We start from the raw sequence: 22,304 nt of genomic DNA, 5'->3' as shown, positions 1-22,304 counted from the left end.
CGCTCGCACCTGTCTACAGGGCGAGCAGTTCCTTGGTCGTGATGGTGAGTAGCTCGGGTCCGCCGTCCGCCTCGGGGCGGACGACGAGCGTGTCATCGATCCGGACTCCGCCCCGGCCCGGAAGGTGGACCCCCGGCTCGACGGTGACCGGCACGCAAGCGTCAAGTTTACCCATGGCCGCGGGGGCGAGCTGCGGGTCCTCGTCGATTTCGAGCCCGACTCCGTGTCCGGTGGCCGACTGGAGGGCCGCGCCGTGTCCGGCGGAGTCCAGTACCTGGCGCGCCGCACGGTCCACGTCACGGCAGGCCGCGCCCGGTACGAGGGCCTCACGACCGGCCCGTTGGGCGGCGAAGACCAGGTCGTACAGCTCGACCTGCCAGTCGGCCGGCGAGGTGCCGATGACGAAGGTCCGGCCGATCTCGCACCGGTAGCCGCGGTAGGCGGCGCCCAGGCAGACGGAGAGGAAGTCGCCCTCCTCCACCCGCCGGTCGGTGGGGCGGTGGCCCGGGCGGCCGGAGTTGGGGCCGGTGGCGACCGAGGTCGGGAAGGCGGGCCCCTCGGCGCCGTGGTCGACCAGCCGGCGCTCCAGCTCCAGCGCGAGATGGCGCTCGGTGCGGCCGACCAGGATGGACTCCAGCAGCTCGCCGAGGGCCTGGTCGGCGATCTCGGCGCCGATGCGCAGACAGGAGATCTCCTCCTCGTCCTTGATCAGCCTGAGCTGCTCCACGGCCGTACCGAGCCCGGCGAGGCGCAGTTTCGGCGCGACGGAGTCCAGGGCGCGGTACCGGGCGACGGTGAGGTGGTGCTCCTCCACGGCGAGGGCCTCGCTGCCCTGGCTCCCGGCCAGGTCGGCGGCGGCCACGGCCGGGTCGCGGCCGGGCGTGGAGAGGATGTGCAGGACCAGGGACTCGTCGGGGCGTCCGTCCGCGGGCCGGTCCTCCGGCGGGACGGGGCACACCAACTGGTCCTGGTCCCTGCCCAGCAGCAGGACGGCGCCCTGGGGCGCGGCGCCGGCCAGGTAGCGCACATTGGCGGGGCGGGAGATGAGCGCTGCCGCGGTACCGGCCGCGTTACAGCGTTCCCTCAGCCGGGATCGACGGGTCGCGTACACCTCTGACATGAGACGAGCGTAGAAGTTGTGCCCGGTTTGTGCCGGTTGGCGGGGGCCGAGTGGGGTGCGGCCGGTGTCCTCACCAGTTCGGCGGGCTGGCGATCGCGCGGGCCAGGACCTCGTCCAGCACCCGTGCGGTGCCGGGGACGTCCAACTGGGAGTTGTCGATGATGGGCAGCCCGGAGCCGTACCAGCCGGCCATGCGGCCGTGGATGCGGGCCACCTCCTCGTCGGTGAGGCGGCGGTTGCCCGAGCGCTCGGCGTTGCGCTCCAGGACGATGTCCAGCCCGGGCAGCAGGACCACCGGGAGCAGGCCGGGGCCCACATGGCGCTTCCAGCCGCCGAGCCCGACGACCGGGCGGTCCGGGAAGACCGCGTCGTCGAGGATGCAGGAGATCCCGTTGGCCAGGAAGTTGCGGGCGGCGAAGCCGCAGGTGCGGCGGGCCAGGCGGTACTGGGCCTCGGAGTGGTCGTTCCACCCGGTCTGCGGGTCGGCGAAGCCGGAGCGGACCCACTCGCGGACGTCGTCCAGGCTGATGTGGGCGGTCGGGACCCGGCGGTGGTCGGCCCAGTACTTGGCCACGCTGGTCTTGCCCGCGCCCGCCGGGCCGATCAGCAGCACGGCGAGCGTGGTGGCCGAGGAGTCGGGGGCGGTCATGGCGGGCGGCGCCACGGGAACGCCCACGGGACCGCCGGGCGGCAGCGTCACATGCCCGGAGACGTCGGGCGCGGGCGGCGGGGCCACGGGGTGCTGCGGGGCGGGGTGCTGCGGGGCGGGAGCCTGCGCGGGCGGGACCGGTGGCGTGAACGGGGCCGGTGGTACGGGGCCCGCACCGGAGAAACCGGGTGGCGGGACGCCGGGACCCTGTGGCGCCCCCGCGGCCGGTGCCCAGGTGGTGTGCGGCCCGTGCCCCGGCTGGTGGGGCGGCGGCAGCGGAGATCCCACTGCGTGCTGCATCCGTTGCCACTCCATCTCGTACACACACTCGGCGCCGGAAGGCGGGTACGGAGCCCGCACCCTACCGAACGGTACCGCCCCCGGCCGTCATTCGGTGAAACGGCCGGGGGCGGTGCGAAGTGCCCGCCCCAGGTGGGGAATCGGGGCACACCGGGCGGTACGGGACCTACTGGCCGACCTCGCCGTAGGCGGCGAGGAGGACGGCCGGGTCGGGGCCCTCCAGCACGGTCGGCCGGGCGAGACCGTCCAGCACGATGAAGCGGAGCAGGTCGCCGCGCGACTTCTTGTCGACCTTCATCGCCTCCACCAGCTTGGGCCACTGGTCGTAGCGGTAGTGCAGGGGCAGGCCGACGGACTCCAGGATCGCGCGGTGCCGGTCGGCGGTCGCGTCGTCCAACCGGCCCGCCAGGCGGCCGAGTTCGGCGGCGAAGTGCATGCCGACGGCGACGGCGGCGCCGTGCCGCCACTTGTACCGCTCGTTCTTCTCGATGGCGTGGCCGAGGGTGTGGCCGTAGTTGAGGATCTCCCGGCGGCCGGTCTCCTTGAGGTCGGAGGAGACCACGTCGGCCTTGACCCGGATCGACCGTTCGAGCAGCTCGGCGGTGTGCGGGCCGGCCGGGGTGCGGGCGGCCTCGGGGTCGGACTCGATCAGGTCGAGGATCACCGGGTCGGCGATGAAGCCGGCCTTGATGACCTCCGCGAGCCCGGAGACGTAGTCGTGGACCGGGAGGGAGTCCAGCGCGGCCAGGTCGCACAGGACGCCGGCCGGGGGGTGGAAGGCGCCGACGAGGTTCTTGCCCTCGGCGGTGTTGATGCCGGTCTTGCCGCCGACCGCCGCGTCCACCATGGCGAGCACGGTGGTGGGGACGGCGATCCAGCGCACCCCGCGCAGCCAGGTGGCCGCGACGAATCCGGCGAGGTCGGTGGTGGCGCCGCCGCCGACGCCCACCACCACGTCGGTCCGGGTGAAGCCGGACTGGCCGAGCGCCTTCCAGCAGTAGGCGGCGACCTCGGCGGTCTTGGCCTCCTCGGCGTTGGGCACCTGGATGGCGACCGCCTCGTACCCCTGGTCCGCCAGGTCGGCGCGGAGCGCGTCGCCGGTCTCGGCGAGCGCCTCGGGGTGGATGACGGCGACCCGCTTGGCCTTCTGGCCGATCAGTCCGGCCAGCTCGCCCAGCAACTGGCGGCCCACCAGGACCTCGTAGGGGTCGGTGCCCGCCGTCCCGGCGATCTGGATGCGGGTGACTGCCTCGCTCATGCTTCCTTCAACTCCAGTGCGTCCAGGACGGCTCGGGCGACGTCCTCGGGACCGCGTCCGTCGGTCGGCACGACGGCGGTGGCGACCTCTTCGTACAGATGGCGGCGGGCCTCCATCAGCGCGCGCCACTGCTGGCGCGGGTTGACGGCGAGCAACGGCCGGGCGGCGTTCAGCCCGGTGCGGCGCACCGCCTCCTCGACGTCCATCGAGAGATAGACCACCCGCTGCGCGGTCAGCAGCGCCCGGGTGTCCGCGTCGAGGACGGCGCCGCCGCCCAGCGCGAGGACGCCCGCGTGCCCGGCGACCGCCTCGGCCACCGCACGCTTCTCCAGCGCGCGGAAGGCGTCCTCGCCGTCGTCCACGAAGATTTCGGCGATGGTGCGGCCCTGCTGGGCCACGATGTCGTCGTCGGTGTCCCGGAACGCGGCGCCCAGCCGGTCGGCCAGCAGCCGTCCGACGGTGGACTTGCCCACGCCCATCGGTCCCACCAGGACGACCACGGGCACGGCGCTCATCCGATCACCAGGTTGTCGAGGTAGGAGCGGACGTTGCGCCGGGTCTCGGCCACGCTGTCGCCGCCGAACTTCTCCGCGACCGCGTCCGCGAGGACCAGGGCCACCATCGCCTCGGCCACGATGCCGGCGGCCGGGACCGCGCACACGTCGGAGCGCTGGTGGTGGGCCTGCGCCGCCTCGCCGGTGGCGACGTCGACCGTGGCCAGCGCGCGCGGCACGGTGGCGATCGGCTTCATCGCCGCCCGCACCCGCAGCAGCTCACCGGTGGTCAGGCCGCCCTCGGTGCCGCCGGAGCGGCCGGTGGCACGCTTGATGCCCTCGGGGGTGGTGAGGATCTCGTCGTGCGCCTTCGAGCCCGGCACGCGGGCCAGGTCGAAGCCGTCGCCGACCTCTACGCCCTTGATCGCCTGGATGCCCATGAGGGCGGCCGCGAGCCGGGCGTCCAGCCTGCGGTCCCAGTGCACGTGCGAGCCGAGGCCGACCGGGACGCCGTACGCCAGCACCTCGACCACGCCGCCGAGGGTGTCGCCGTCCTTGTGGGCCTGGTCGATCTCCGCGACCATCGCCTTGGAGGCGTCCGCGTCCAGGCAGCGCACCGGGTCCTCGTCGAGCCGCTCGACGTCGGCCGGGGTCGGGTACACGCCGTACGGTGCCTTCGCGGCGGCCAGTTCCACGACGTGGCTGACGATCTCGATCCCGGCGGTCTCCTTGAGGTACGACCGCGCCACCGCGCCCAGCGCGACCCGCGCCGCCGTCTCCCGCGCGGAGGCCCGCTCCAGGATCGGCCGGGCCTCGTCGAAGCCGTACTTCTGCATGCCGGCGAGGTCCGCGTGGCCGGGCCGCGGGCGGGTCAGCGGGGCGTTGCGCGCGAGGCCGGCCAGCACCTCCTCGTCCACCGGGTCGGCCGACATGACCTGCTCCCACTTCGGCCACTCGGTGTTGCCCACCATGACCGCCACCGGGGAGCCGAGGGTCAGCCCGTGCCGCACACCGCCGAGGAACGTGACCTCGTCACGCTCGAACTTCATCCGCGCGCCACGCCCATAGCCGAGCCGCCGCCGCGCGAGATGATCCGCCACCATCTCCGTGGTGATCGGCACGCCGGCGGGAAGTCCCTCCAGCGTCGCGACGAGTGCGGGACCGTGGGACTCCCCCGCGGTCAGCCAACGCAGCCTGCTCAACGGTGCTCCTCAGATTTCGCGCCCGGTACTGCCCCGCTTACGCGTGTCCGCGCGTACGGCGGCGGCCCGACCGGGTGCGCGATCCCGGCCCGCCACCTCCGATCCTCCCACGCCGGGCCCGGTATCCGGGCCTCGGTCCGGATTTCGGGACCCCGGTGCGGGGACGGGGTGCGGCGGGTCAGCGGGCGGCGAGGGCCCGTTCGCCCGCCCGGCGCATGGCCTCCAGCGGGGCCGGGGTGCGGCCGGTCATCCGTTCCACCTGGAGCACGGCCTGGTGGACCAGCAGGTCCAGGCCGCCGACCACGGCCCCGCCGAACATCGACCAGCGGGCCGCCAGCTCGGTGGGCCAGGGGTCGTAGAGCACGTCGAAGAGGGTGGCCGGGCGCTCGGGTACGGCGGTGGCGAGGGCGTCGGCGGTGCCGGCGGGCGTGGTGGCGATCACCAGGGGCGCGTGCAGGGCCTCGGCCGCGTCCGCCCAGTCGGCGGTGCGGACCTCCACGTCGAGCCGCTCGCCCCACTCCCGCATCTCCGCCGCGCGGGCGGCGCTGCGGACGTACACCACGACCTCGCCCGGGCAGATCCGGGCGAGCGCGGCGAGGGCGGAGGAGGCGGTGGCGCCGGCGCCGAGGATGGCGGCGGACTCCACCTCCTCGATGCCGTGCTCGCGCAGCGCCGCCACCATGCCGGGGATGTCGGTGTTGTCCCCGACCTTGCGTCCGTCCTCGGTGAACACCACCGTGTTCACCGCGTCCACGGAGGCCGCCGTCTCACTGACCTCGTCCAGCAAGGGCATCACCGCCCGCTTGAGCGGCATGGTCAACGACAGCCCGGCCCACTCCGGCCCCAGCCCCGCGAAGAACCCCGCCAGCCCCGCCTCGTCGACCTCGAACCGGTCGTACGACCAGTCCTCCAGCCCGAGTTCGGCGTACGCGGCCCGGTGCAGCACCGGGGAGAGCGAGTGGGCGATGGGCTTGCCGAGCACGGCGGCGCGGCGGAGGTCGGTTGCCCCTGAACCCATCAGTTACCCGCCTGCTTCCGGGCCTCCTGGTATTTCTCCACGTTCCGGTTGTGCTCTTCGTTGGTGACGGCGAACACCGTCTCGTTCTCGTTGATCGACACGAAGTAGTACCAAGGACCCGGAGTGGGGTTCAGCGCGGACTCGATCGCTTCGCTGCCGGGGTTGCTGATGGGACCCGGCGGAAGTCCCTTGATGTCGTACGTGTTGTACGGATCGGCGATCTTCCGCAGATCGGCGACCGAGCCGACGTCCAGGGTGCTCTGACCCTTCAGGTAGTTGACCGTGGAGTCGAACTCCAGCCTGCCCGCCGTCTCGACGTTGTCCGGCTTGAGACGGTTGTACACGACGCGGGCGACCTTGCCGAAGTCGTGCTTGTACTTGCCCTCGACCTGCACGAGGCTCGCCACCGTGAGCACCTGGAGCGGACTGTCCAGGCCCAGGTCCTGAGCCTTGCCCGCGAGGTCGTACTGCTTGTACTGCTCGTTCGAGCGCTCGACCATGCTCTTCAGGACGGCCTTGGGCTTCATGCCCTTCGCCACCGCGTAGCTGGACGGGTAGAGGAAGCCCTCGAGGGGGTCCTTGACGTCCTTGTCGCTGTTCGCCCAGGAGGGCAGGCCAAGGTCCTTCCAGTCGTTCTTGGCGATCTTCGCCGTGGTGCCCTTGGCGAGCTTCAGGCGGGTGTCGATCGCCTGGTACACCCAGATGTTGCGCTTCCCCTCGGGAATGACGAGGTTGTCACGGCTCTTCGGGCTCAGCATCAGCTCCACCGCGCTCGCGGCGGACATGTGCTTCTGGAGGGTGTAGACGCCGTCCTGGAGGGACTTGCCCTTGGGGTTGGCGAGCTGCGCGGAGACGAAGGCGTCGACGCTCTGGACGACGCCGGCCTCCTTCAGCTTGCGGCCGATGTCGGCGCCGACCGCACCCTTCGGGATCTCGACCGTCACCGCTTCGCCGTTGCCGCTGCCCGCGTAGTCCGGGGCGGGGGCGAAACGATTTTTGTAGAACTGGTAGCCGAAGTAGGCGACGCCGCCGAGGCCGCCGCCGAAGACCAGGACCACGACCATCAGGGCGCAGCCGGTGCGGCCCTTCTTGCTCTTGACGGGCTTGCGGCCCTTGCCACGCCGCTCGGGGCGTGCCGCCGGGTCGTCGGTCTCGAGGTCGCCGTCGTCGTCGCCGGGGGGCAGAAGGTGCTCGTCCTCGCCCTGGGGCTGTCGGTGGCCGGGGGGCTGGGGCGGCGGGTAGGCGTCCTCGGTGCCGTAGAGGTCGGGCTGCTCGGCACCGTAGGCGGCGGGGTGCTGCCCGTAGGGGTCGCCCGGATCGGCGGCGTAGGGCACATGGCCGTGCGTGCCCGTGGCGTCCCAGCCGCCCTGGTGCTGCTGGGGATGCGGGTGCTGCCCGGTCTGCTGGGGATCGAAGTGCTGCTGGCCCTGACCGTCGTACTGGGGGTACTGCTGACCCCCGTAGTGCGGCTGCTGGTCGTGGGACCAGCCGTCGTACTGCGGGTGCTGCGGCTGGCCACCGTAGGGGTACTGCTGTCCCGCGTGGGCCTGCTGCGCTCCCCATCCGCCGTCCCCGTACAACGGGTCCTCCGGATGCCACGGTTCGGTGCCTGGGCCCCGGCCATACTCAGTCATCGATCCCCTAGAGCCGCGAGGTCGACGGTCGCACGGCTCCAGGACCGGCTTCCGTTCCGCCTCTTGCTGTGCGGCGGCTGTTCGAACACCGCCGCATCGCGCGGAACGTTACCGCACCGCGATCAGATGACCACTTCGACGCCCTCACCGGGTGCTTCACCTGACACCCGTTCGGATTCCAGCGCCTGCTGGAGAATGATCACCGCGGCCGCCTGGTCGATCACGGAGCGACCCTTCTTGGACTTGACGCCCGAGGCGCGCAGTCCCTGACTGGCCGTCACCGTGGTCATCCGCTCGTCCACCAGTCTGACCGGCACCGGCTCGATGCCCCGGGCCAGCTCCTGGGTGAACGCGCGCACCTTGACCGCCGCCGGGCCCTCGCCCCCCTTGAGGGAGCGAGGGAGCCCGACGACGACCTCGATCGGCTCGTACTCCTCGACCAGTTGCCGCAGCCTGCGGTGCGCGGCCGGGACGTCCCGGCCGGGAACCGTCTCCACCGGGGTGGCGAGGATTCCGTCGGGGTCGCACGAGGCGACCCCGATCCGGGCGTCCCCGACGTCGATGGCGAGCCGGCGTCCTCTGCGCATGACGGCCCGGCCTACTTCGCGGTGTCGGCGACGAGGCGCTCGACGGCGTCCACGGCCTCGCCGACGGCGGCCGGGTTCTGGCCGCCGCCCTGGGCGACGTCCGGCTTGCCGCCACCGCCGCCGCCGAGGGTCTTGGCGGCGGTACGGACCAGCTCACCGGCCTTGAGGCCGCGCTCACGGGCCGCGTCGTTGGTGGCGATGACGGTGAGCGGCTTGCCGTTGTTCACCGTGAACAGGGCCACCACGGCCGCCCGGCCGCCCTGGATGCGCCCGCGCACGTCCAGGACCAGCTTGCGCAGGTCGTCCGGGGTGGTGCCGTCCGGGACCTGGCCGGCGACCAGGGCGACGCCGCGTACGTCCTTGGCGGACTCGGCGAGGCCGGCCGCGGCCTGGAGCACCTTCTCGGCGCGGAACTTCTCGATCTCCTTCTCGGCGTCCTTCAGCTTGCCGAGCATCGCGGAGACCTTCTCCGGCAGCTCCTCCGGGCGTCCCTTGATCAGCTCGCTGAGCTGGTTGACGACCGTGTGCTCGCGGGCGAGGAAGTTGTAGGCGTCCATGCCGACCAGCGCCTCGATCCGGCGTACGCCGGAGCCGATGGAGGACTCGCCGAGCAGCTTCACCAGGCCGAGCTGGGCGGTGTTGTGCACGTGCGTGCCGCCGCACAGCTCCTTGGAGAAGTCGCCGATGGTGACCACGCGGACCCGCTCGCCGTACTTCTCGCCGAACTCGGCGATGGCGCCCTGCTTCTTGGCCTCGTCGATGCCCATGACCTCGGCGTGCACGTCCAGGTCGCGGGAGAGCACCTCGTTGATCTTCTGCTCGACGTCGGTCATCACGGCCGTCGGGACGGCGGCCGGGGAGCCGAAGTCGAAGCGGAAGCGGCCGGGCTGGTTCTCCGAACCGGCCTGGGCGGCCGTCGGGCCGAGGGCGTCGCGCAGCGCCTGGTGGGTCAGGTGGGTGGCCGAGTGGGCGCGGGCGATGGCCTTGCGGCGGCGGGCGTCGATGGACGCCTGGGCCTTGGCACCGACCGTGACCTCGCCGACCTGGACGACGCCCTTGTGGACGTAGACACCCGGCACCGGCTTCTGGGTGTCGCGGACCTCGATGACGGCACCGGTGTCGACCTTGATGCGGCCGGTGTCACCGATCTGACCGCCGCCCTCGGCGTAGAAGGGGGTGCGGTCGAGCACGATCTCGACCTCGTCGCCCTCGGTGGCGGCCGGCGAGGAGACGCCGTCGACGAGGATGCCGACGATGGTGGTCTCGCTCTCGGTGTCGCTGTAGCCGATGAAGTCGGTGGCGCCGGAGGCGTCCGCGATCTCCCGGTAGGCGCCGAGGTCGGCGTGGCCGGTCTTCTTGGCGCGGGCGTCGGCCTTGGCGCGCTCCCGCTGCTCCATCATCAGGCGGCGGAAGCCGGTCTCGTCCACGGAGAGGCCCTGCTCGGCGGCCATCTCCAGGGTGAGGTCGATCGGGAAGCCCCAGGTGTCGTGGAGCAGGAACGCCTTGTCACCGGAGAGCACGCTGCCGCCGGACTGCTTGGTCTCGGTGACGGCGGTGTCGAGGATGTTGGTGCCGGCCTTGAGCGTCTTGAGGAAGGCGTTCTCCTCGGCGATGGCGACCTTCTCGATGCGCTCGCGGTCGGTGATCAGCTCGGGGTACTGCTGTCCCATCATGGCGATCACGACGTCGATCAGCGGCTTGACCACCGGACCGTCGGCGCCCAGCAGGCGCATGTTGCGGATGGCGCGGCGCATGATGCGGCGCAGCACGTAGCCGCGGCCCTCGTTGCCGGGGGTGACGCCGTCGCCGATCAGCATGACGGCGGTGCGCATGTGGTCGGTGACCACGCGCAGCGAGACGTCGGAGGACTGGGCGTCGCCGTAGGCGACACCGGTCAGCTCGGTGGCCTTCTCGATGACCGCCATGGAGGTGTCGATCTCGTACATGTTCTGCACGCCCTGCAGAATCATGGCGAGGCGCTCCAGGCCGAGGCCCGTGTCGATGTTCTGGCTCGGCAGGTCCCCGAGGATCTCGAAGTCGTCCTTGCCGATGCCCTCGCCCCGCTCGTACTGCATGAAGACGAGGTTCCAGATCTCGACGTACCGCTCGTCGTTGACGGCGGGGCCGCCCTCGACGCCGAACTCGGGGCCGCGGTCGTAGTTGATCTCGGAGCAGGGGCCGCAGGGGCCGGGGACGCCCATGGACCAGTAGTTGTCCTTCATGCCCAGGCGCTGGATGCGCTCCTTGGGCACGCCGACGACGTCGTGCCAGATGCGCTCGGCCTCGTCGTCGTCCTTGTAGACGGTGATCCACAGACGCTCGGGGTCGAGGCCGTAACCGCCCTTGTCCTGGGGGCTGGTGAGCAGCTCCCAGGCGAACTTGATGGCGCCTTCCTTGAAGTAGTCGCCGAAGGAGAAGTTGCCGCACATCTGGAAGAAGGTGCCGTGGCGGGTGGTCTTGCCGACCTCTTCGATGTCGGGCGTGCGTACGCACTTCTGCACGCTGGTGGCGCGCGCGAAGGGCGGCTTGACCTCACCCAGGAAGTAGGGCTTGAAGGGCACCATGCCGGCCGGGACGAGGAGCAGAGTCGGGTCGTCCGCGATGAGCGACGCCGAAGGGACGACGGTGTGCCCGCGCTCCTCGAAGAAGCTCAGCCAGCGGCGGCGAATCTCGGCCGACTCCATCAGTGGTCCTCATTCCGGTTGTACGAGTACGTCGTGTTCTCGATGTACTTCACTGTGCTGCTGTTGTTCTCGATGGCGGTGATCCGCCGGGGCTCCGGCAGGGCGGGGCTCTCGTGGATGCCGAGCGCCTCCTCCAGCTCCGCCTCCCGCTGGACCATGTTGTCGCGGACGTCGAGCGCGAAGCCGACCGCCGCGTCCTTGAGCCGGTGCCCGGTCTCCAGTGCCTTGTTGGCCGCGGTGACGGCGAGGCTCTCGGGGGTGAGCTGCTTCAGCTTGCGGTTGACCTTGGTGGTGGCCCACACACCGGCGGCGACGCCGGTGCCGAACCAGAACGTACGGCGGAACATCGCGGTCCTCAGCCCTTCTTTCGCTTGCCCCGCCGGGTGGCCGGGACCGTCCGGCCCACGATCACCGTACGGCGCGGCGTCTTCGCGGGCGTGGCCTCGTCGCGGCCGCCGAGCGCGCGGCGGACGCCGTAGCCGAAGGCGGCGACCTTGACCAGGGGGCCGCCGAAGGTGGAGGCGACGGTGGAGGAGAGCGCGGAGGCGTTCGACGTCACCTCCTGCACGTCGGAGGCGATGGCGTCGACCCGCTGGATCTGGGTCTGCGCCGAGCGCACCGCCGTGGACGCGTCCGCCAGCAGCGGGACGGCCTGGTCGGTCACGTCCGCCACGAGCTTGGTGGTCGCCTTGAGCGTCTGGGCCAGCCTCGCCAGCGCTACGGCGAGGAAGGAGACCAGGATCGCCCAGAAGACGGCCACCAGAATCCCGGCAACCTCTCCACCGGACACTGTGCGCACCAGCTCCCTGAAACGTGCTTGAGCATCGATAAAGTCGTGCACCGAGCCTATCGCGCCACCGGCGGGGCTCCGTACCGGATTACCGGGGTCCGGCGGGGGCGCCGGGAACGCGCGAGCCCGCCGTCCCGCCCGCCGGAGAGCGGGGGGACGACGGGCCGTGGTGCTGCGCCGGGGCTGGGATCAGCGGGCGTAGTACTCGACGACGAGCTGCTCGTCGCAGATCACCGGGATCTCCTTGCGGTTCGGCTCACGGTCCAGGCGGAACGCCAGGGCCTTGAGGTTCACCTGGAGGTAACGCGGGGTCTCGCCGTCGGCGGCGAAGCCACCCTCACGCGCGACCTGGAAGAGCGTCTTGTCCTTGGAGCGGTCGCGGACCTGCACGACGTCGTCCGGACGGACACGGAAGGACGGCTTGTCGACCTTCTGGCCGTTGACCTGGATGTGGCCGTGGACGACCATCTGGCGGGCCTGGTAGATCGTGCGGGCGATGCCCGAACGCAGGACCAGCGCGTCGAGGCGGCGCTCGAGCTCGATGATCAGGGCCTCACCGGTCTTGCCCTGGACCTTGGCGGCACGCTCGTAGGCGCGGACGAGCTGACGCTCGGACACGTCGTACTGCGCGCGCAGACGCTGCTTCTCGAGCAGACGGACCTTGTAGTCCGAGTTCTGCTTGCGGCCGCGGCCGTGCTCGCCCGGCGGGTAGGGGCGGGCCTCGAAGTACTTGACGGCCTTCGGGGTCAGCGCGATGCCGAGGGCACGCGACTTCTTGACCTTGGGGCGGGACTGGTTCGCCATGGAACCGACACCTCGTGTTTCTTATGCGAATACGGCTTCACCAGGGTTAGGGGAGGTCGCATCCGCAGCCGGGGAGACCCTGCCTGTCCTTGCCGGACGGGCCGGGCAGCCGTTCCCCGAACTGGGCACATACGTGCAGCACGCGAGTGGCCCACCGACCGGTTCCGGCGACTGGCCGGAGGGTGGTGGGCTGCCCGCGACACCTTCGACGGTGCGCGACGCTCCTGGAGAACCCCGCCCTGGGGCCGGACTCTCCGGCTGGATGTCCCGCTCTGGTGAGCCGTTCCCCCTTGTCGGGGGCCCGGACACGGGACTCAGCACTTCGAGGCAGTCTACAGGGCGCTCAGGACCGCTTGCGACCCAGGTGCTTCCTGGTCCACTCCACCGCGTCCGCGTACCGCGCCTCGGCGCCGTGCCGGGTCGGCGTGTAGTACTCGCGGTCCTTGAGGGCGTCCGGGGCGTACTGCTGGGCGGCGATGCCGTCGGGCTGGTTGTGCGGGTAGACGTAGCCCTTGGCGTGGCCGAGCTTCTTGGCCCCCTGGTAGTGCCCGTCCCGCAGGTGGGCCGGGACCGGGCCGGCGTGGCCCTTGCGCACGTCGGCCATGGCCTCGCCGATCGCGGTGGTCGCGGAGTTGGACTTGGGGGCGAGCGCGAGGGCGATGGTGGCGTGGCTGAGGGTGAGCGCGGCCTCGGGGAAGCCGATCATGGCGACGGCCTGGGCGGCGGCCACGGCTGTCGGCAGCGCGTTCGGGTCCGCGACGCCGATGTCCTCACTCGCGGAGATCATCAGGCGCCGGGCGATGAAGCGAGGGTCCTCGCCTGCCTCGATCATCCGGGCCAGGTAGTGCAGGGCCGCGTCGACGTCGGAACCCCGGATGGACTTGATCAGGGCGCTGGCCACGTCGTAGTGCTGGTCGCCGTCGCGGTCGTACTTCACCGCCGCGCGGTCGACCGTCTCCTCCAGCGTGGTCAGCGCGATCTCACCGTCGCCCTTGTCGAGGGAGGCGCCCGCGGCTGCCTCCAGGACGGTGAGGGCGCGGCGGGCGTCTCCGCCGGCCACCCGCAGGATGTGCTCCTCGGACTCCTCGGGGAGGGTGAGCGCCCCGCCGAGGCCCCGCTCGTCGGTGAGGGCGCGGCGCACCAGGTCGCGTACGTCGTCGTCGGTGAGCGGTTCGAGGGTGAGGAGCAGGGAGCGGGAGAGCAGCGGGGAGATGACCGAGAAGTACGGGTTCTCGGTGGTGGCCGCGATCAGGGTGACCCAGCGGTTCTCCACGGCCGGGAGCAGGGAGTCCTGCTGGGCCTTGCTGAAGCGGTGGATCTCGTCGAGGAAGAGGACGGTCTCCTTGCCGAAGCCGCCGGTGGCGCGGCGGGCGCCGTCGATGACCGCGCGGACCTCCTTGACGCCGGCGCTGATGGCGCTCAGCTCCACGAAGCGCTGGTCGGTGGCGCGGGAGACGACATGGGCGAGGGTGGTCTTGCCGGTGCCGGGCGGCCCCCAGAGGATCACCGAGGAGGGTCCGGCGGGGCCCCGGCCGCCCTCGCCGACCAGTCTGCGCAGCGGTGAGCCGGGCTTGAGCAGATGGCGCTGGCCCACCACCTCGTCGAGGGTGCGCGGGCGCATGCGTGCCGCCAGGGGACTGCCCGCGGGCTCCTTCTCCTGGCGTTCTTCGGCTGCGGCGGTGAACAGGTCGGCTTCCACGCTGAAACCCTAAATCACGCCACTGACAACGGACCGGGCCGTCAGCTCGTCCAGAAGCTCCACCAGCGGGTCAGGATCAGCATGCCAATGATCCCGATGTGCAGCACGGGCAGGACCCAGGTGAACTCGCCGAAGAAGGACCGCAGCGGGCGCGGGGCGGGCAGGAAGCCCTGGCGCACGTTGAAGGAGGTCACGTACCAGAACATGATGATCGTGGCGACCCAGGCCAGCGAGCACCACAGGCACAGGGCGTTGATCCGGTACAGGGACTGGAACTGGAGCCAGGTGCAGAAGCCGACACCGAAGAGCGTGCCGGCGTTGAAGGTCAGCCAGTACCAGCGGGGGTAGCGGGCGCGGGCGAGCAGGCTCACGCCGACGCAGATCACGATGCCGTAGGCGACCAGACCCAGCATGGGGTTGGGGAAGCCGAAGGCGGCGGCCTGCTTGCTCTCCATGACGCTGCCGCAGGAGACCACCGGGTTGAGGCTGCAGCCGGGGGTGAAGGTCTTGCCCTCGACCTTGGCCTCGAGGAGCTTGAACTTGTCGATCGTGATGACCCAGGCGGCGAGCAGTCCGGCCGCGCCGGTGATCACCAGCATCAGGGCGAAGGCGCGGCTGCCGCCCTCGGCGCGGGCCGTGCCGCGAGCACGCTCGGGCCCGGACTGGGTGGAGACGTCGTTGACTGTCGTCTTGCTCATCACGCCGATTCCGTCACTCGCTAGATCGGACCTGCTTCGGGCATCGGTCATTGTGCCGCACAGGCGCCCTCGCACACCGTTCGCTGTGCATAAGTTCGAACCGGGCGGAGCACGCTGCCTCTATTTTCGGCCGGTTCGGGCCGTACGGCAGCACAGGCGATCGAACGGTGACGGGCCGGACGGCTGCCCGTCCGGCCCGTCGACCGCTCACCGCGCTTGACGGCTCAGAGCCGGGACTCCAGCTCCGCGACGACCTCGTTCAGGCCGACCGCGGTCTGCTCGCCGGACTCCATGTCCTTGACCTGGACCAGGCCCTCCGCGAGGTCGCGCTCGCCGAGCACCAGCGCGTAGCGGGCGCCGGAGCGGTTGGCGGCCTTCATCGCGGCCTTCAGGCCCTTGCCGCCGTAGGAGAAGTCGGCCGCGACGCCGACCTTGCGCAACTCGGTGACCTTGGCGAACAGCACCCGCCGGGCCTCCTCGCCGAGCGGGACGGCGAAGACGCTGGTGGTGGACGGCAGGTCCAGCTCCACGCCCTCGGCCTCCAGGGCGAGGACGGTGCGGTCCACGCCGAGCGCCCAGCCGACCGAGGGCAGCGCGGGGCCGCCGATCATCTCGGACAGGCCGTCGTACCGTCCGCCACCGCCGACGGCGGACTGGGAGCCGAGGCCGTCGTGGACGAACTCGAAGGTGGTGCGGGTGTAGTAGTCCAGGCCCCGGACCAGCTTGGGGTCGTCCTCGAAGGCGACGCCGGCGGCGGTGATCAGCTCGCGGACCTCCTCGTGGTACGCCTTGCAGGCGTCGCACAGGTAGTCGCGCAGCAGGGGGGCGCCGGTGAGCTGCTTCTGCACCGACTCGCGCTTGTCGTCCAGCACCCGCAGCGGGTTGATCTCGGCGCGGCGCAGGGTGTCCTCGTCGAGGTCGAGTCCGCGCAGGAAGTCCTGGAGCGCGGCCCGGTACACCGGACGGCACTCGGCGTCGCCCAGGCTGTTGAGCAGGATGCGGAACTCGCGCAGGCCCAGCGAGCGGTACGCCTGGTCGGCCAGGATGATCAGCTCGGCGTCGAGCGCGGGGTCCTCGGCACCGATCGCCTCGGCGCCGACCTGGGAGAAGTGGCGGTAACGGCCCTTCTGCGGGCGTTCGTAGCGGTAGTAGGAGCCGGAGTACCAGAGCTTGACCGGGAGGTTGCCCGCCTTGTGCAGGTTGGCCTCCAGGGCGGCGCGGAGCACGGAGGCGGTGCCTTCGGGGCGCAGGGCGAGGCGGTCGCCGCCCTTGGTCTCGAAGGCGTACATCTCCTTGGTGACGATGTCGGTGGACTCGCCGACACCGCGCGCGAACAGCTCGACGTTCTCGAAGCCCGGCGTCTCGATGTAGCCGTACCCGGAGTTGCGCAGGGGGGCGGCGATGGCCTCGCGGACGGCGAGGTACTGGGCGGACTGCGGCGGGATCAGGTCGTACGTGCCCTTGGGGGCCTTGAAGGTGCTCACGGAAGTTCTCTCGTCACATTCCTCGTCGGGGAGCCGGGTCGGTTCCCTGGCCGGCGGCCACCTGCCGCAGATAGGGGTTGGTGGCGCGTTCCTGGCCGATGGTGGTCTGGGGGCCGTGGCCGGACAGCACCACGGTGGAGTCGTCGAGCGGCAGGCACACGCGCGCCAGCGACCCGAGCATCTCCTCCATCGATCCGCCCGGCAGGTCGGTGCGTCCCACGGAGCCGGCGAACAGCAGATCCCCGGAGAAGAAGACCGACGGGACGTCGGCACTCTCGGGCATCCGGAAGGTCACCGACCCCTTGGTATGGCCCGGCGCGTGGGCGACGGAGAACTCCATCCCGGCCAGGTCCAGCTTCACCCCGTCGGTCAGCTCCCGGACGTCGTCCGGCTCCCCCACGGTCAGTTCGCCCATCAGCGGCATCCCGATGGACCGGCCGAGCGCCTTCTCCGGGTCGCTCAGCATGTAGCGGTCGTCGGGGTGGATCCACGCGGGCACGTCGTGCGCGCCGCACACGGGGACGACGGAGGCGACATGGTCGATGTGGCCGTGGGTGAGGACGACGGCGGTCGGCTTGAGGCGATGTTTCTTCAGCGCTTCCTCGACGCCGGGGGCGGCCTGATGGCCGGGGTCGATGATCACGCACTCCTCACCGGCGGCGGGGGCGACGAGATAGCAGTTCGTCCCCCAGGCCCCGGCGGGGAACCCGGCAATGAGCACGATCGTCCTTCGTTGTGTCGGTACGGGAGGGCTCGCGCGGGGGCGGCCCGTGGTGCTGAAGCCCCCTAGAGCCTACCGGCGCTGCCGTTTCCTCAGCGAACCCATATACGGTACGGGGCTACACGCGCCTGTCGGATCACAGGACGCACGCGTACCGGTCGGCATACGACACGCATGAGGGAGAGAACCCGGTGGTCAGCCAGGAGCAGCGACGGCGTCAGCTCGCACGGGAGAAGTTCTTGCGGCAGCAGCAGCGGCGCACGGACTCGCGACGCAAGGCGCGCATGCGCAACTCGGTGATCGCGTCGGTGCTCGGCGTGATCGTGATCGGCAGTGTGGCGCTGTACACGACGGGCGTGATGAAGGACGACGGCGACAAGAAGGTGGACGCCGCCGGGTCCTCGCCGAGCGCGAGCGCGAGCCCCAGCAAGGTCCCGGACCCCTGCGAGAAGCCGGCCAAGGGCTCGGTGAAGAAGCAGTCCTGGAAGAAGGAGCCGGCGATGTCGATCGACACGTCGGCCGACTACACGATGAAGCTGGCCACCACCTGCGGCGACATCGGCGTGGCCCTGAAGGCGTCGGCGGCCCCGCACACGGTGAACTCCTTCTCCTACCTGGCGGACAAGGGCTTCTTCGACCACACCAAGTGCCACCGGCTGACCACGAACCAGATCTACGTCCTGCAGTGCGGCGACCCGACGGGCACCGGTACCGGCGGGCCGGGCTACACCATCCCGGACGAGAACCTGAAGGACAAGAGCCTCAAGAAGAACACCTACCCGGCGGGCACGGTGGCGATGGCCAACACCGGGCAGCCGCACACCGGCGGCAGCCAGTTCTTCCTGGTCTACAAGGACAGCCCGCTGCCGCCGTCGTACACCCCCTTCGGCACGATCGACAAGGCCGGGCTGAAGGTTCTGGACAAGATCGCCAAGGCGGGCGACAACACCGGGCAGGGCGACGGGGCCCCGAACGCGACGGTCGTGATCGACAAGGCGACGGTCACGAAGTCCTGACGCCGCCGAGGCGTTCCGGCCCGCCCTCGCGGGCCGGTCGCCTGCGGAATTGGGTGCCGCCGGATGCGGACAGGCCACCCGCCGGTCGCCTATGTTGGCGATGACGAAACTGTGGACGATGCCAGGGGGCCGGGAGGCTCCCCGCAGGCATCATGTGGAGGAGGCGCTGTGAGCAGCGACCCGTGGGGCCGCGTCGACGAGACGGGGACCGTGTACGTGCGTACGGCCGACGGCGAGCAGGTCGTCGGATCGTGGGCGGCAGGCTCCCCCGAGGAGGCGCTTGCCTACTTCGAGCGCAAGTACGAGGGCCTGGTTGTCGAGATCGGCCTCCTCGAGAAGCGCGTGCAGACCACCGATCTGTCCGCGAAGGACGCCCAGACCGCGATCGGCCACATCCGCGAGCAGGTGGACGCGCACCACGCGGTGGGCGACCTGGACGCGCTGCGGACCCGGCTGGACAAGCTCGTCGAGAAGGTCGAGTCGCGCCGCGAGGAGCGCAAGGCGCAGCGGGCCAAGCAGTCCGACGAGGCCCGCAAGGCCAAGGAGGACCTGGTCACGGAGGCGGAACAGCTCGCGGCGTCCGACCAGTGGCGGGTGGCCGGTGAGCGGCTGCGGGCCCTGGTGGACACCTGGAAGGGCCTGCCCCGGCTGGACCGCAAGTCCGACGACGAGCTGTGGCACCGCTTCTCGCACGCCCGGTCGGCGTTCTCCAAGCGCCGCAAGGCGCACTTCGCGCAGCTCGACTCGCAGCGCGAGGACGCCCGGCGCGTGAAGGAGCGGCTGGTCGCGGAGGCCGAGGCGCTGTCCGGTTCGACGGACTGGGGCGCCACGGCGGCCCGGTACCGCGAGCTGATGGCGGACTGGAAGGCCGCGGGCCGCGCCCAGCGCGAGCACGAGGACGACCTGTGGAACCGCTTCCGGGGCGCGCAGGACGTGTTCTTCGCCGCGCGCAGCTCGGTGTTCGCCGAGCGGGACGCGGAGCAGGGCGAGAACCTGAAGCTGAAGGAGGCGCTGGCCGAGGAGGCCGAGCAGATCCTCCCGGTGCGGGACCTCAAGGCCGCGCGTGCCGCGTTCCGTTCGGTCAACGAGCGGTGGGAGGCCATCGGTCATGTGCCGCGGGACGCCCGGGGCAAGGTCGAGGGCCGGATGCACGCGGTGGAGCGGGCGATCCAGGAGGCCGAGGAGGCGGAGTGGCGCCGGACCAACCCGGAGGCGCGTGCGCGTGCCGAGGGTCTGACCGGTCAGCTCCAGGCCGCCGTGGACAAGCTCCGCGGCCAGGTCGAGCAGGCCCGCGCCCAGGGCAACACCTCCCGGGCCGACAAGCTGGAGCGTGAGCTGGAGGGCCGCCAGGCGCTGCTGGACCAGGCGCTCAAGGGTCTCGAGGAGTTCGGGGGCTGACACGTCCCCGCCGCATACGCCGAGGGGCTCCGTACGCACCGTACGGAGCCCCTCGGCGTATCCGTTGCTAGCCGCGGTTGCGGGCCGAGGTGACGCGGTAGACGTCGTAGACGCCCTCCACGCCCCGGACCGCCTTCAGGACGTGGCCGAGGTGCTTGGGGTCGCCCATCTCGAAGGTGAAGCGGGAGGTGGCGACCCGGTCGCGGGAGGTCTGCACGGCCGCGGACAGGATGTTGACGTGCTGGTCGGACAGGACGCGGGTGACGTCGGAGAGCAGTCGGGAGCGGTCCAGCGCCTCGACCTGGATGGCGACCAGGAAGACCGAGGACTGGGTGGGCGCCCACTCGACGTCGAGGATGCGCTCGGGCTCGCGGGAGAGCGAGTCCACGTTGACGCAGTCACTGCGGTGCACCGAGACCCCGCTGCCCCGCGTGACGAAGCCGATGATCGGATCGCCCGGGACCGGGGTGCAGCAGCGGGCCAGCTTCACCCACACGTCGTCGACGCCCTTGACCACGACACCGGGGTCGGCGCTGGAGCGGCGCTTGCGGCTGCGCCGGGTCGGCGGGACCGGCTCCTCGATCTCCTCGGTGGCCGCCTCCTCGCCGCCGAGCGCCTGGACGAGCTTCTGCACGATGTTCTGCGCGGAGACATGGCCCTCGCCGATCGCCGCGTACAGCGCGGAGATGTCGGAGTACCGCATCTCGTGCGCCAGCGTGACCAGGGAGTCGCCGGTCAGGATGCGCTGGATCGGCAGGTTCTGCTTGCGCATCGCGCGGACGATCGCGTCCTTGCCCTGCTCTATCGCCTCGTCCCGGCGCTCCTTGGAGAACCAGCCGCGGATCTTGTTGCGGGCGCGCGGGGACTTCACGAAGCCCAGCCAGTCGCGGGAGGGCCCGGCGCCGGGCGCCTTGGAGGTGAAGACCTCCACCAGGTCGCCGTTGTCCAGGGTGGACTCCAGCGGGACGAGGCGTCCGTTGACGCGTGCCCCTATGGTCCGGTGGCCGACCTCGGTGTGCACCGCGTAGGCGAAGTCGACCGGGGTGGCCCCGGCCGGGAGCGCTATCACGTCACCCTTGGGCGTGAAGACGAAGACCTCGTTGCGGGACAGGTCGAAGCGCAGGGACTCCAGGAACTCGCCGGGGTCCTCGGTCTCCTTCTGCCAGTCCAGCAACTGGCGCAGCCACGCCATGTCGTTGAGGTGGTCGTCCTTGCCCTTGCCGGACGACTTCGGCGCGTCGGTGCGTACCTTGGAGGCGCCGGCGACGGCCTCCTGCTTGTACTTCCAGTGCGCGGCGATGCCGTACTCGGCGCGGCGGTGCATGTCGAAGGTACGGATCTGCAGTTCGACCGGCTTGCCGTTGGGTCCGATGACCGTCGTGTGCAGCGACTGGTACATGTTGAACTTCGGCATCGCGATGTAGTCCTTGAACCGGCCGGGGACCGGGTTCCATCGCGCGTGGATCGTGCCGAGCGCCGCATAGCAGTCCCGGACGGTCTCCACCAGGACGCGGATACCGACCAGGTCGTAGATCTCCGCGAAGTCCCGGCCGCGGACGATCATCTTCTGGTAGACGCTGTAGTAGTGCTTGGGCCGGCCGGTGACGGTCGCCTTGATACGGGCGGCGCGCAGGTCGGCCTGCACCTCGTCGGTGACTATGGCCAGGTACTCGTCCCGCTTGGGGGCGCGCTCGGCCACCAGCCGCACGATCTCGTCGTACATCTTGGGGTAGAGGATGGCGAACGCCAGGTCCTCCAGCTCCCACTTGATGGTGTTCATGCCCAGGCGGTGGGCGAGCGGCGCGTAGATCTCCAGGGTCTCGCGCGCCTTCTTCTCCTGCTTCTCGCGCTTGAGGTAGCGCATGGTGCGCATGTTGTGCAGGCGGTCGGCGAGCTTGATGACCAGGACGCGCGGGTCCTTGGCCATCGCGACGACCATCTTGCGCACGGTCTCGGCCTGCGCGGCCTCGCCGAACTTGACCTTGTCCAGCTTGGTGACGCCGTCCACCAGCAGCGCGACCACGTCACCGAAGTCCCGGCGCAGGTCGTCCAGGCCGTACTCGGTGTCCTCGACGGTGTCGTGCAGCAGCCCGGCCATCAGGGTCGCCGGGTCCATGCCCAGCTCGGCCAGGATGGTGGTGACGGCCAGCGGGTGCGTGATGTACGGGTCGCCGCTCTTGCGCTTCTGGCCGCGGTGCCAGCGCTCGGCCACCTGGTAGGCGCGCTCGATCTGGCGGAGCGTCGCGTTCTCGATCTTGGGATCGTTGCTGCGCACTATCCGCAGCAGCGGCTCCAGCACCGGGTTGTAGGGGTTGGCGCGCTGCACGCCGAGGCGGGCCAGGCGGGCGCGGACGCGGTTGGAGGAGCCGGAGCGGGGCGCGGTCTGACCGGCCGCGGGGCGCACGGGGGCGGGCTTGGGGCGCGCGGTGTCGGCGGTCTTCTCCACCGGCGCCGACTGGGCGTGCTCGACCGAGCCGCGCCGGTCGTTCTTCGCGTCGGACGCGTTCGGCGCGGGCTTCACCGCGGGCGCCGAGGCGGACTCCGGCTTGGCGGCGGTCAGTGGCTGGGCCTCGTCTGGCAAGAGGACTCCTAGTGCGCGGTCCGGGTCCCCCGGTCAGGCTCCGGAAACCCCATCGTAGCGATCCCACGCCCCGCCATCGCCTTCAGGCCGGGGGAAGAACGGTCCACCAGTGGAACACGTGCGACGGGTGGTGGATTCCCGGCGTCCGGTCGCCGGACGCGGAGCGG

General features: G+C 71.1%; 19 protein-coding genes. 2 read left to right on the top strand and 17 right to left on the bottom strand.

Annotation, left to right across the window (positions count from 1 at the left end; translation table 11 throughout):
- Positions 1–13: 13 nt before the first annotated feature.
- The 16 genes from OG448_RS25450 to OG448_RS25375 form a co-directional block, all read right to left on the bottom strand.
- Positions 14–1,120 (bottom strand): aminopeptidase P family protein, encoded by a 1,107-nt coding sequence (locus OG448_RS25450; protein WP_405557145.1) that lies wholly within the window; start codon positions 1,118–1,120, stop codon positions 14–16.
- A 70-nt stretch (positions 1,121–1,190) separates the two neighbouring features.
- Positions 1,191–2,069 carry a Pro-rich N-terminal domain-containing protein gene (locus tag OG448_RS25445; RefSeq protein WP_405557143.1) on the bottom strand — a complete coding sequence of 293 codons (879 nt, stop codon included), beginning with the start codon at positions 2,067–2,069 and terminating at the stop codon, positions 1,191–1,193.
- Positions 2,070–2,235: 166 nt separating this feature from the next.
- Positions 2,236–3,327 carry a 3-dehydroquinate synthase gene (aroB, locus tag OG448_RS25440; RefSeq protein WP_391300039.1) on the bottom strand — a complete coding sequence of 364 codons (1,092 nt, stop codon included), beginning with the start codon at positions 3,325–3,327 and terminating at the stop codon, positions 2,236–2,238.
- Entirely contained in the window at positions 3,324–3,842 is a 519-nt protein-coding gene (locus tag OG448_RS25435; RefSeq protein WP_161190499.1) for a shikimate kinase, read from the bottom strand. Before OG448_RS25435 ends, aroB begins: the two co-directional genes overlap by 4 nt.
- On the bottom strand, positions 3,839–5,023 hold the full coding sequence (gene aroC / locus OG448_RS25430) for a chorismate synthase (RefSeq protein ID WP_391300038.1): 1,185 nt from the start codon (positions 5,021–5,023) through the stop codon (positions 3,839–3,841). Before aroC ends, OG448_RS25435 begins: the two co-directional genes overlap by 4 nt.
- 178 nt (positions 5,024–5,201) lie before the next feature.
- Positions 5,202–6,041 carry a shikimate dehydrogenase gene (locus OG448_RS25425; protein ID WP_405557140.1) on the bottom strand — a complete coding sequence of 280 codons (840 nt, stop codon included), beginning with the start codon at positions 6,039–6,041 and terminating at the stop codon, positions 5,202–5,204.
- Positions 6,041–7,675, bottom strand: a complete 1,635-nt coding sequence (gene mltG / locus OG448_RS25420) for an endolytic transglycosylase MltG (protein ID WP_405557139.1) — start codon at positions 7,673–7,675, stop codon at positions 6,041–6,043. Before mltG ends, OG448_RS25425 begins: the two co-directional genes overlap by 1 nt.
- A gap of 122 nt (positions 7,676–7,797) precedes the next feature.
- Positions 7,798–8,262 carry a Holliday junction resolvase RuvX gene (gene ruvX / locus OG448_RS25415; RefSeq protein WP_405557137.1) on the bottom strand — a complete coding sequence of 155 codons (465 nt, stop codon included), beginning with the start codon at positions 8,260–8,262 and terminating at the stop codon, positions 7,798–7,800.
- An 11-nt stretch (positions 8,263–8,273) separates the two neighbouring features.
- Positions 8,274–10,946: an alanine--tRNA ligase gene (alaS, locus tag OG448_RS25410; protein ID WP_405557135.1), complete on the bottom strand. Its 2,673-nt coding sequence runs from the start codon at positions 10,944–10,946 to the stop codon at positions 8,274–8,276.
- Positions 10,946–11,293, bottom strand: coding sequence for a hypothetical protein (locus tag OG448_RS25405; RefSeq protein WP_030810645.1), 348 nt, complete (start codon positions 11,291–11,293; stop codon positions 10,946–10,948). Before OG448_RS25405 ends, alaS begins: the two co-directional genes overlap by 1 nt.
- A gap of 8 nt (positions 11,294–11,301) precedes the next feature.
- Positions 11,302–11,745: a DUF948 domain-containing protein gene (locus tag OG448_RS25400; RefSeq protein WP_405557133.1), complete on the bottom strand. Its 444-nt coding sequence runs from the start codon at positions 11,743–11,745 to the stop codon at positions 11,302–11,304.
- Positions 11,746–11,925: 180 nt separating this feature from the next.
- Positions 11,926–12,540, bottom strand: a complete 615-nt coding sequence (gene rpsD, locus OG448_RS25395) for a 30S ribosomal protein S4 (RefSeq protein ID WP_018549020.1) — start codon at positions 12,538–12,540, stop codon at positions 11,926–11,928.
- A gap of 343 nt (positions 12,541–12,883) precedes the next feature.
- Positions 12,884–14,239, bottom strand: a complete 1,356-nt coding sequence (locus OG448_RS25390; protein WP_405557131.1) for a replication-associated recombination protein A — start codon at positions 14,237–14,239, stop codon at positions 12,884–12,886.
- 41 nt (positions 14,240–14,280) lie between these two features.
- Complete coding sequence (locus OG448_RS25385) at positions 14,281–14,937, bottom strand: vitamin K epoxide reductase family protein (RefSeq protein ID WP_391300024.1); 657 nt, start codon at positions 14,935–14,937, stop codon at positions 14,281–14,283.
- A gap of 224 nt (positions 14,938–15,161) precedes the next feature.
- Positions 15,162–16,421 (bottom strand): histidine--tRNA ligase, encoded by a 1,260-nt coding sequence (gene hisS / locus OG448_RS25380; RefSeq protein WP_030810658.1) that lies wholly within the window; start codon positions 16,419–16,421, stop codon positions 15,162–15,164.
- A 13-nt stretch (positions 16,422–16,434) separates the two neighbouring features.
- Positions 16,435–17,142, bottom strand: coding sequence for an MBL fold metallo-hydrolase (locus OG448_RS25375; protein WP_359705615.1), 708 nt, complete (start codon positions 17,140–17,142; stop codon positions 16,435–16,437).
- A 191-nt stretch (positions 17,143–17,333) separates the two neighbouring features.
- On the opposite strand from OG448_RS25375, the gene OG448_RS25370 reads away from it, so the two are divergent.
- Positions 17,334–18,158 carry a peptidylprolyl isomerase gene (locus OG448_RS25370; protein WP_405557128.1) on the top strand — a complete coding sequence of 275 codons (825 nt, stop codon included), beginning with the start codon at positions 17,334–17,336 and terminating at the stop codon, positions 18,156–18,158.
- A gap of 168 nt (positions 18,159–18,326) precedes the next feature.
- On the top strand, positions 18,327–19,556 hold the full coding sequence (locus tag OG448_RS25365) for a DUF349 domain-containing protein (protein WP_405557126.1): 1,230 nt from the start codon (positions 18,327–18,329) through the stop codon (positions 19,554–19,556).
- A 67-nt stretch (positions 19,557–19,623) separates the two neighbouring features.
- On the opposite strand, the gene OG448_RS25360 is transcribed toward OG448_RS25365, so the two are convergent.
- A complete protein-coding gene (locus tag OG448_RS25360; RefSeq protein WP_405557124.1) occupies positions 19,624–22,137 on the bottom strand; it encodes a RelA/SpoT family protein in 2,514 nt (837 codons plus the stop codon).
- Positions 22,138–22,304: the final 167 nt, after the last annotated feature.

Origin of the sequence: Streptomyces sp. NBC_01171 (assembly GCF_045039805.1) — a bacterium.
Lineage (GTDB): Bacteria > Actinomycetota > Actinomycetes > Streptomycetales > Streptomycetaceae > Streptomyces.
This window is presented reverse-complemented; position numbering and strand designations above follow the sequence as displayed.

Coding starts and splice junctions, on each gene's coding strand:
- OG448_RS25450 (WP_405557145.1), bottom strand. CDS start 1,120: ATGTCAGAGGTGTACGCGACCCGTCGATCCCGGCTGAGGGAACGCTGT.
- OG448_RS25445 (WP_405557143.1), bottom strand. CDS start 2,069: ATGCAGCACGCAGTGGGATCTCCGCTGCCGCCGCCCCACCAGCCGGGG.
- aroB (WP_391300039.1), bottom strand. CDS start 3,327: ATGAGCGAGGCAGTCACCCGCATCCAGATCGCCGGGACGGCGGGCACC.
- OG448_RS25435 (WP_161190499.1), bottom strand. CDS start 3,842: ATGAGCGCCGTGCCCGTGGTCGTCCTGGTGGGACCGATGGGCGTGGGC.
- OG448_RS25425 (WP_405557140.1), bottom strand. CDS start 6,041: ATGGGTTCAGGGGCAACCGACCTCCGCCGCGCCGCCGTGCTCGGCAAG.
- mltG (WP_405557139.1), bottom strand. CDS start 7,675: ATGACTGAGTATGGCCGGGGCCCAGGCACCGAACCGTGGCATCCGGAG.
- ruvX (WP_405557137.1), bottom strand. CDS start 8,262: ATGCGCAGAGGACGCCGGCTCGCCATCGACGTCGGGGACGCCCGGATC.
- alaS (WP_405557135.1), bottom strand. CDS start 10,946: ATGGAGTCGGCCGAGATTCGCCGCCGCTGGCTGAGCTTCTTCGAGGAG.
- OG448_RS25405 (WP_030810645.1), bottom strand. CDS start 11,293: ATGTTCCGCCGTACGTTCTGGTTCGGCACCGGCGTCGCCGCCGGTGTG.
- rpsD (WP_018549020.1), bottom strand. CDS start 12,540: ATGGCGAACCAGTCCCGCCCCAAGGTCAAGAAGTCGCGTGCCCTCGGC.
- OG448_RS25385 (WP_391300024.1), bottom strand. CDS start 14,937: ATGAGCAAGACGACAGTCAACGACGTCTCCACCCAGTCCGGGCCCGAG.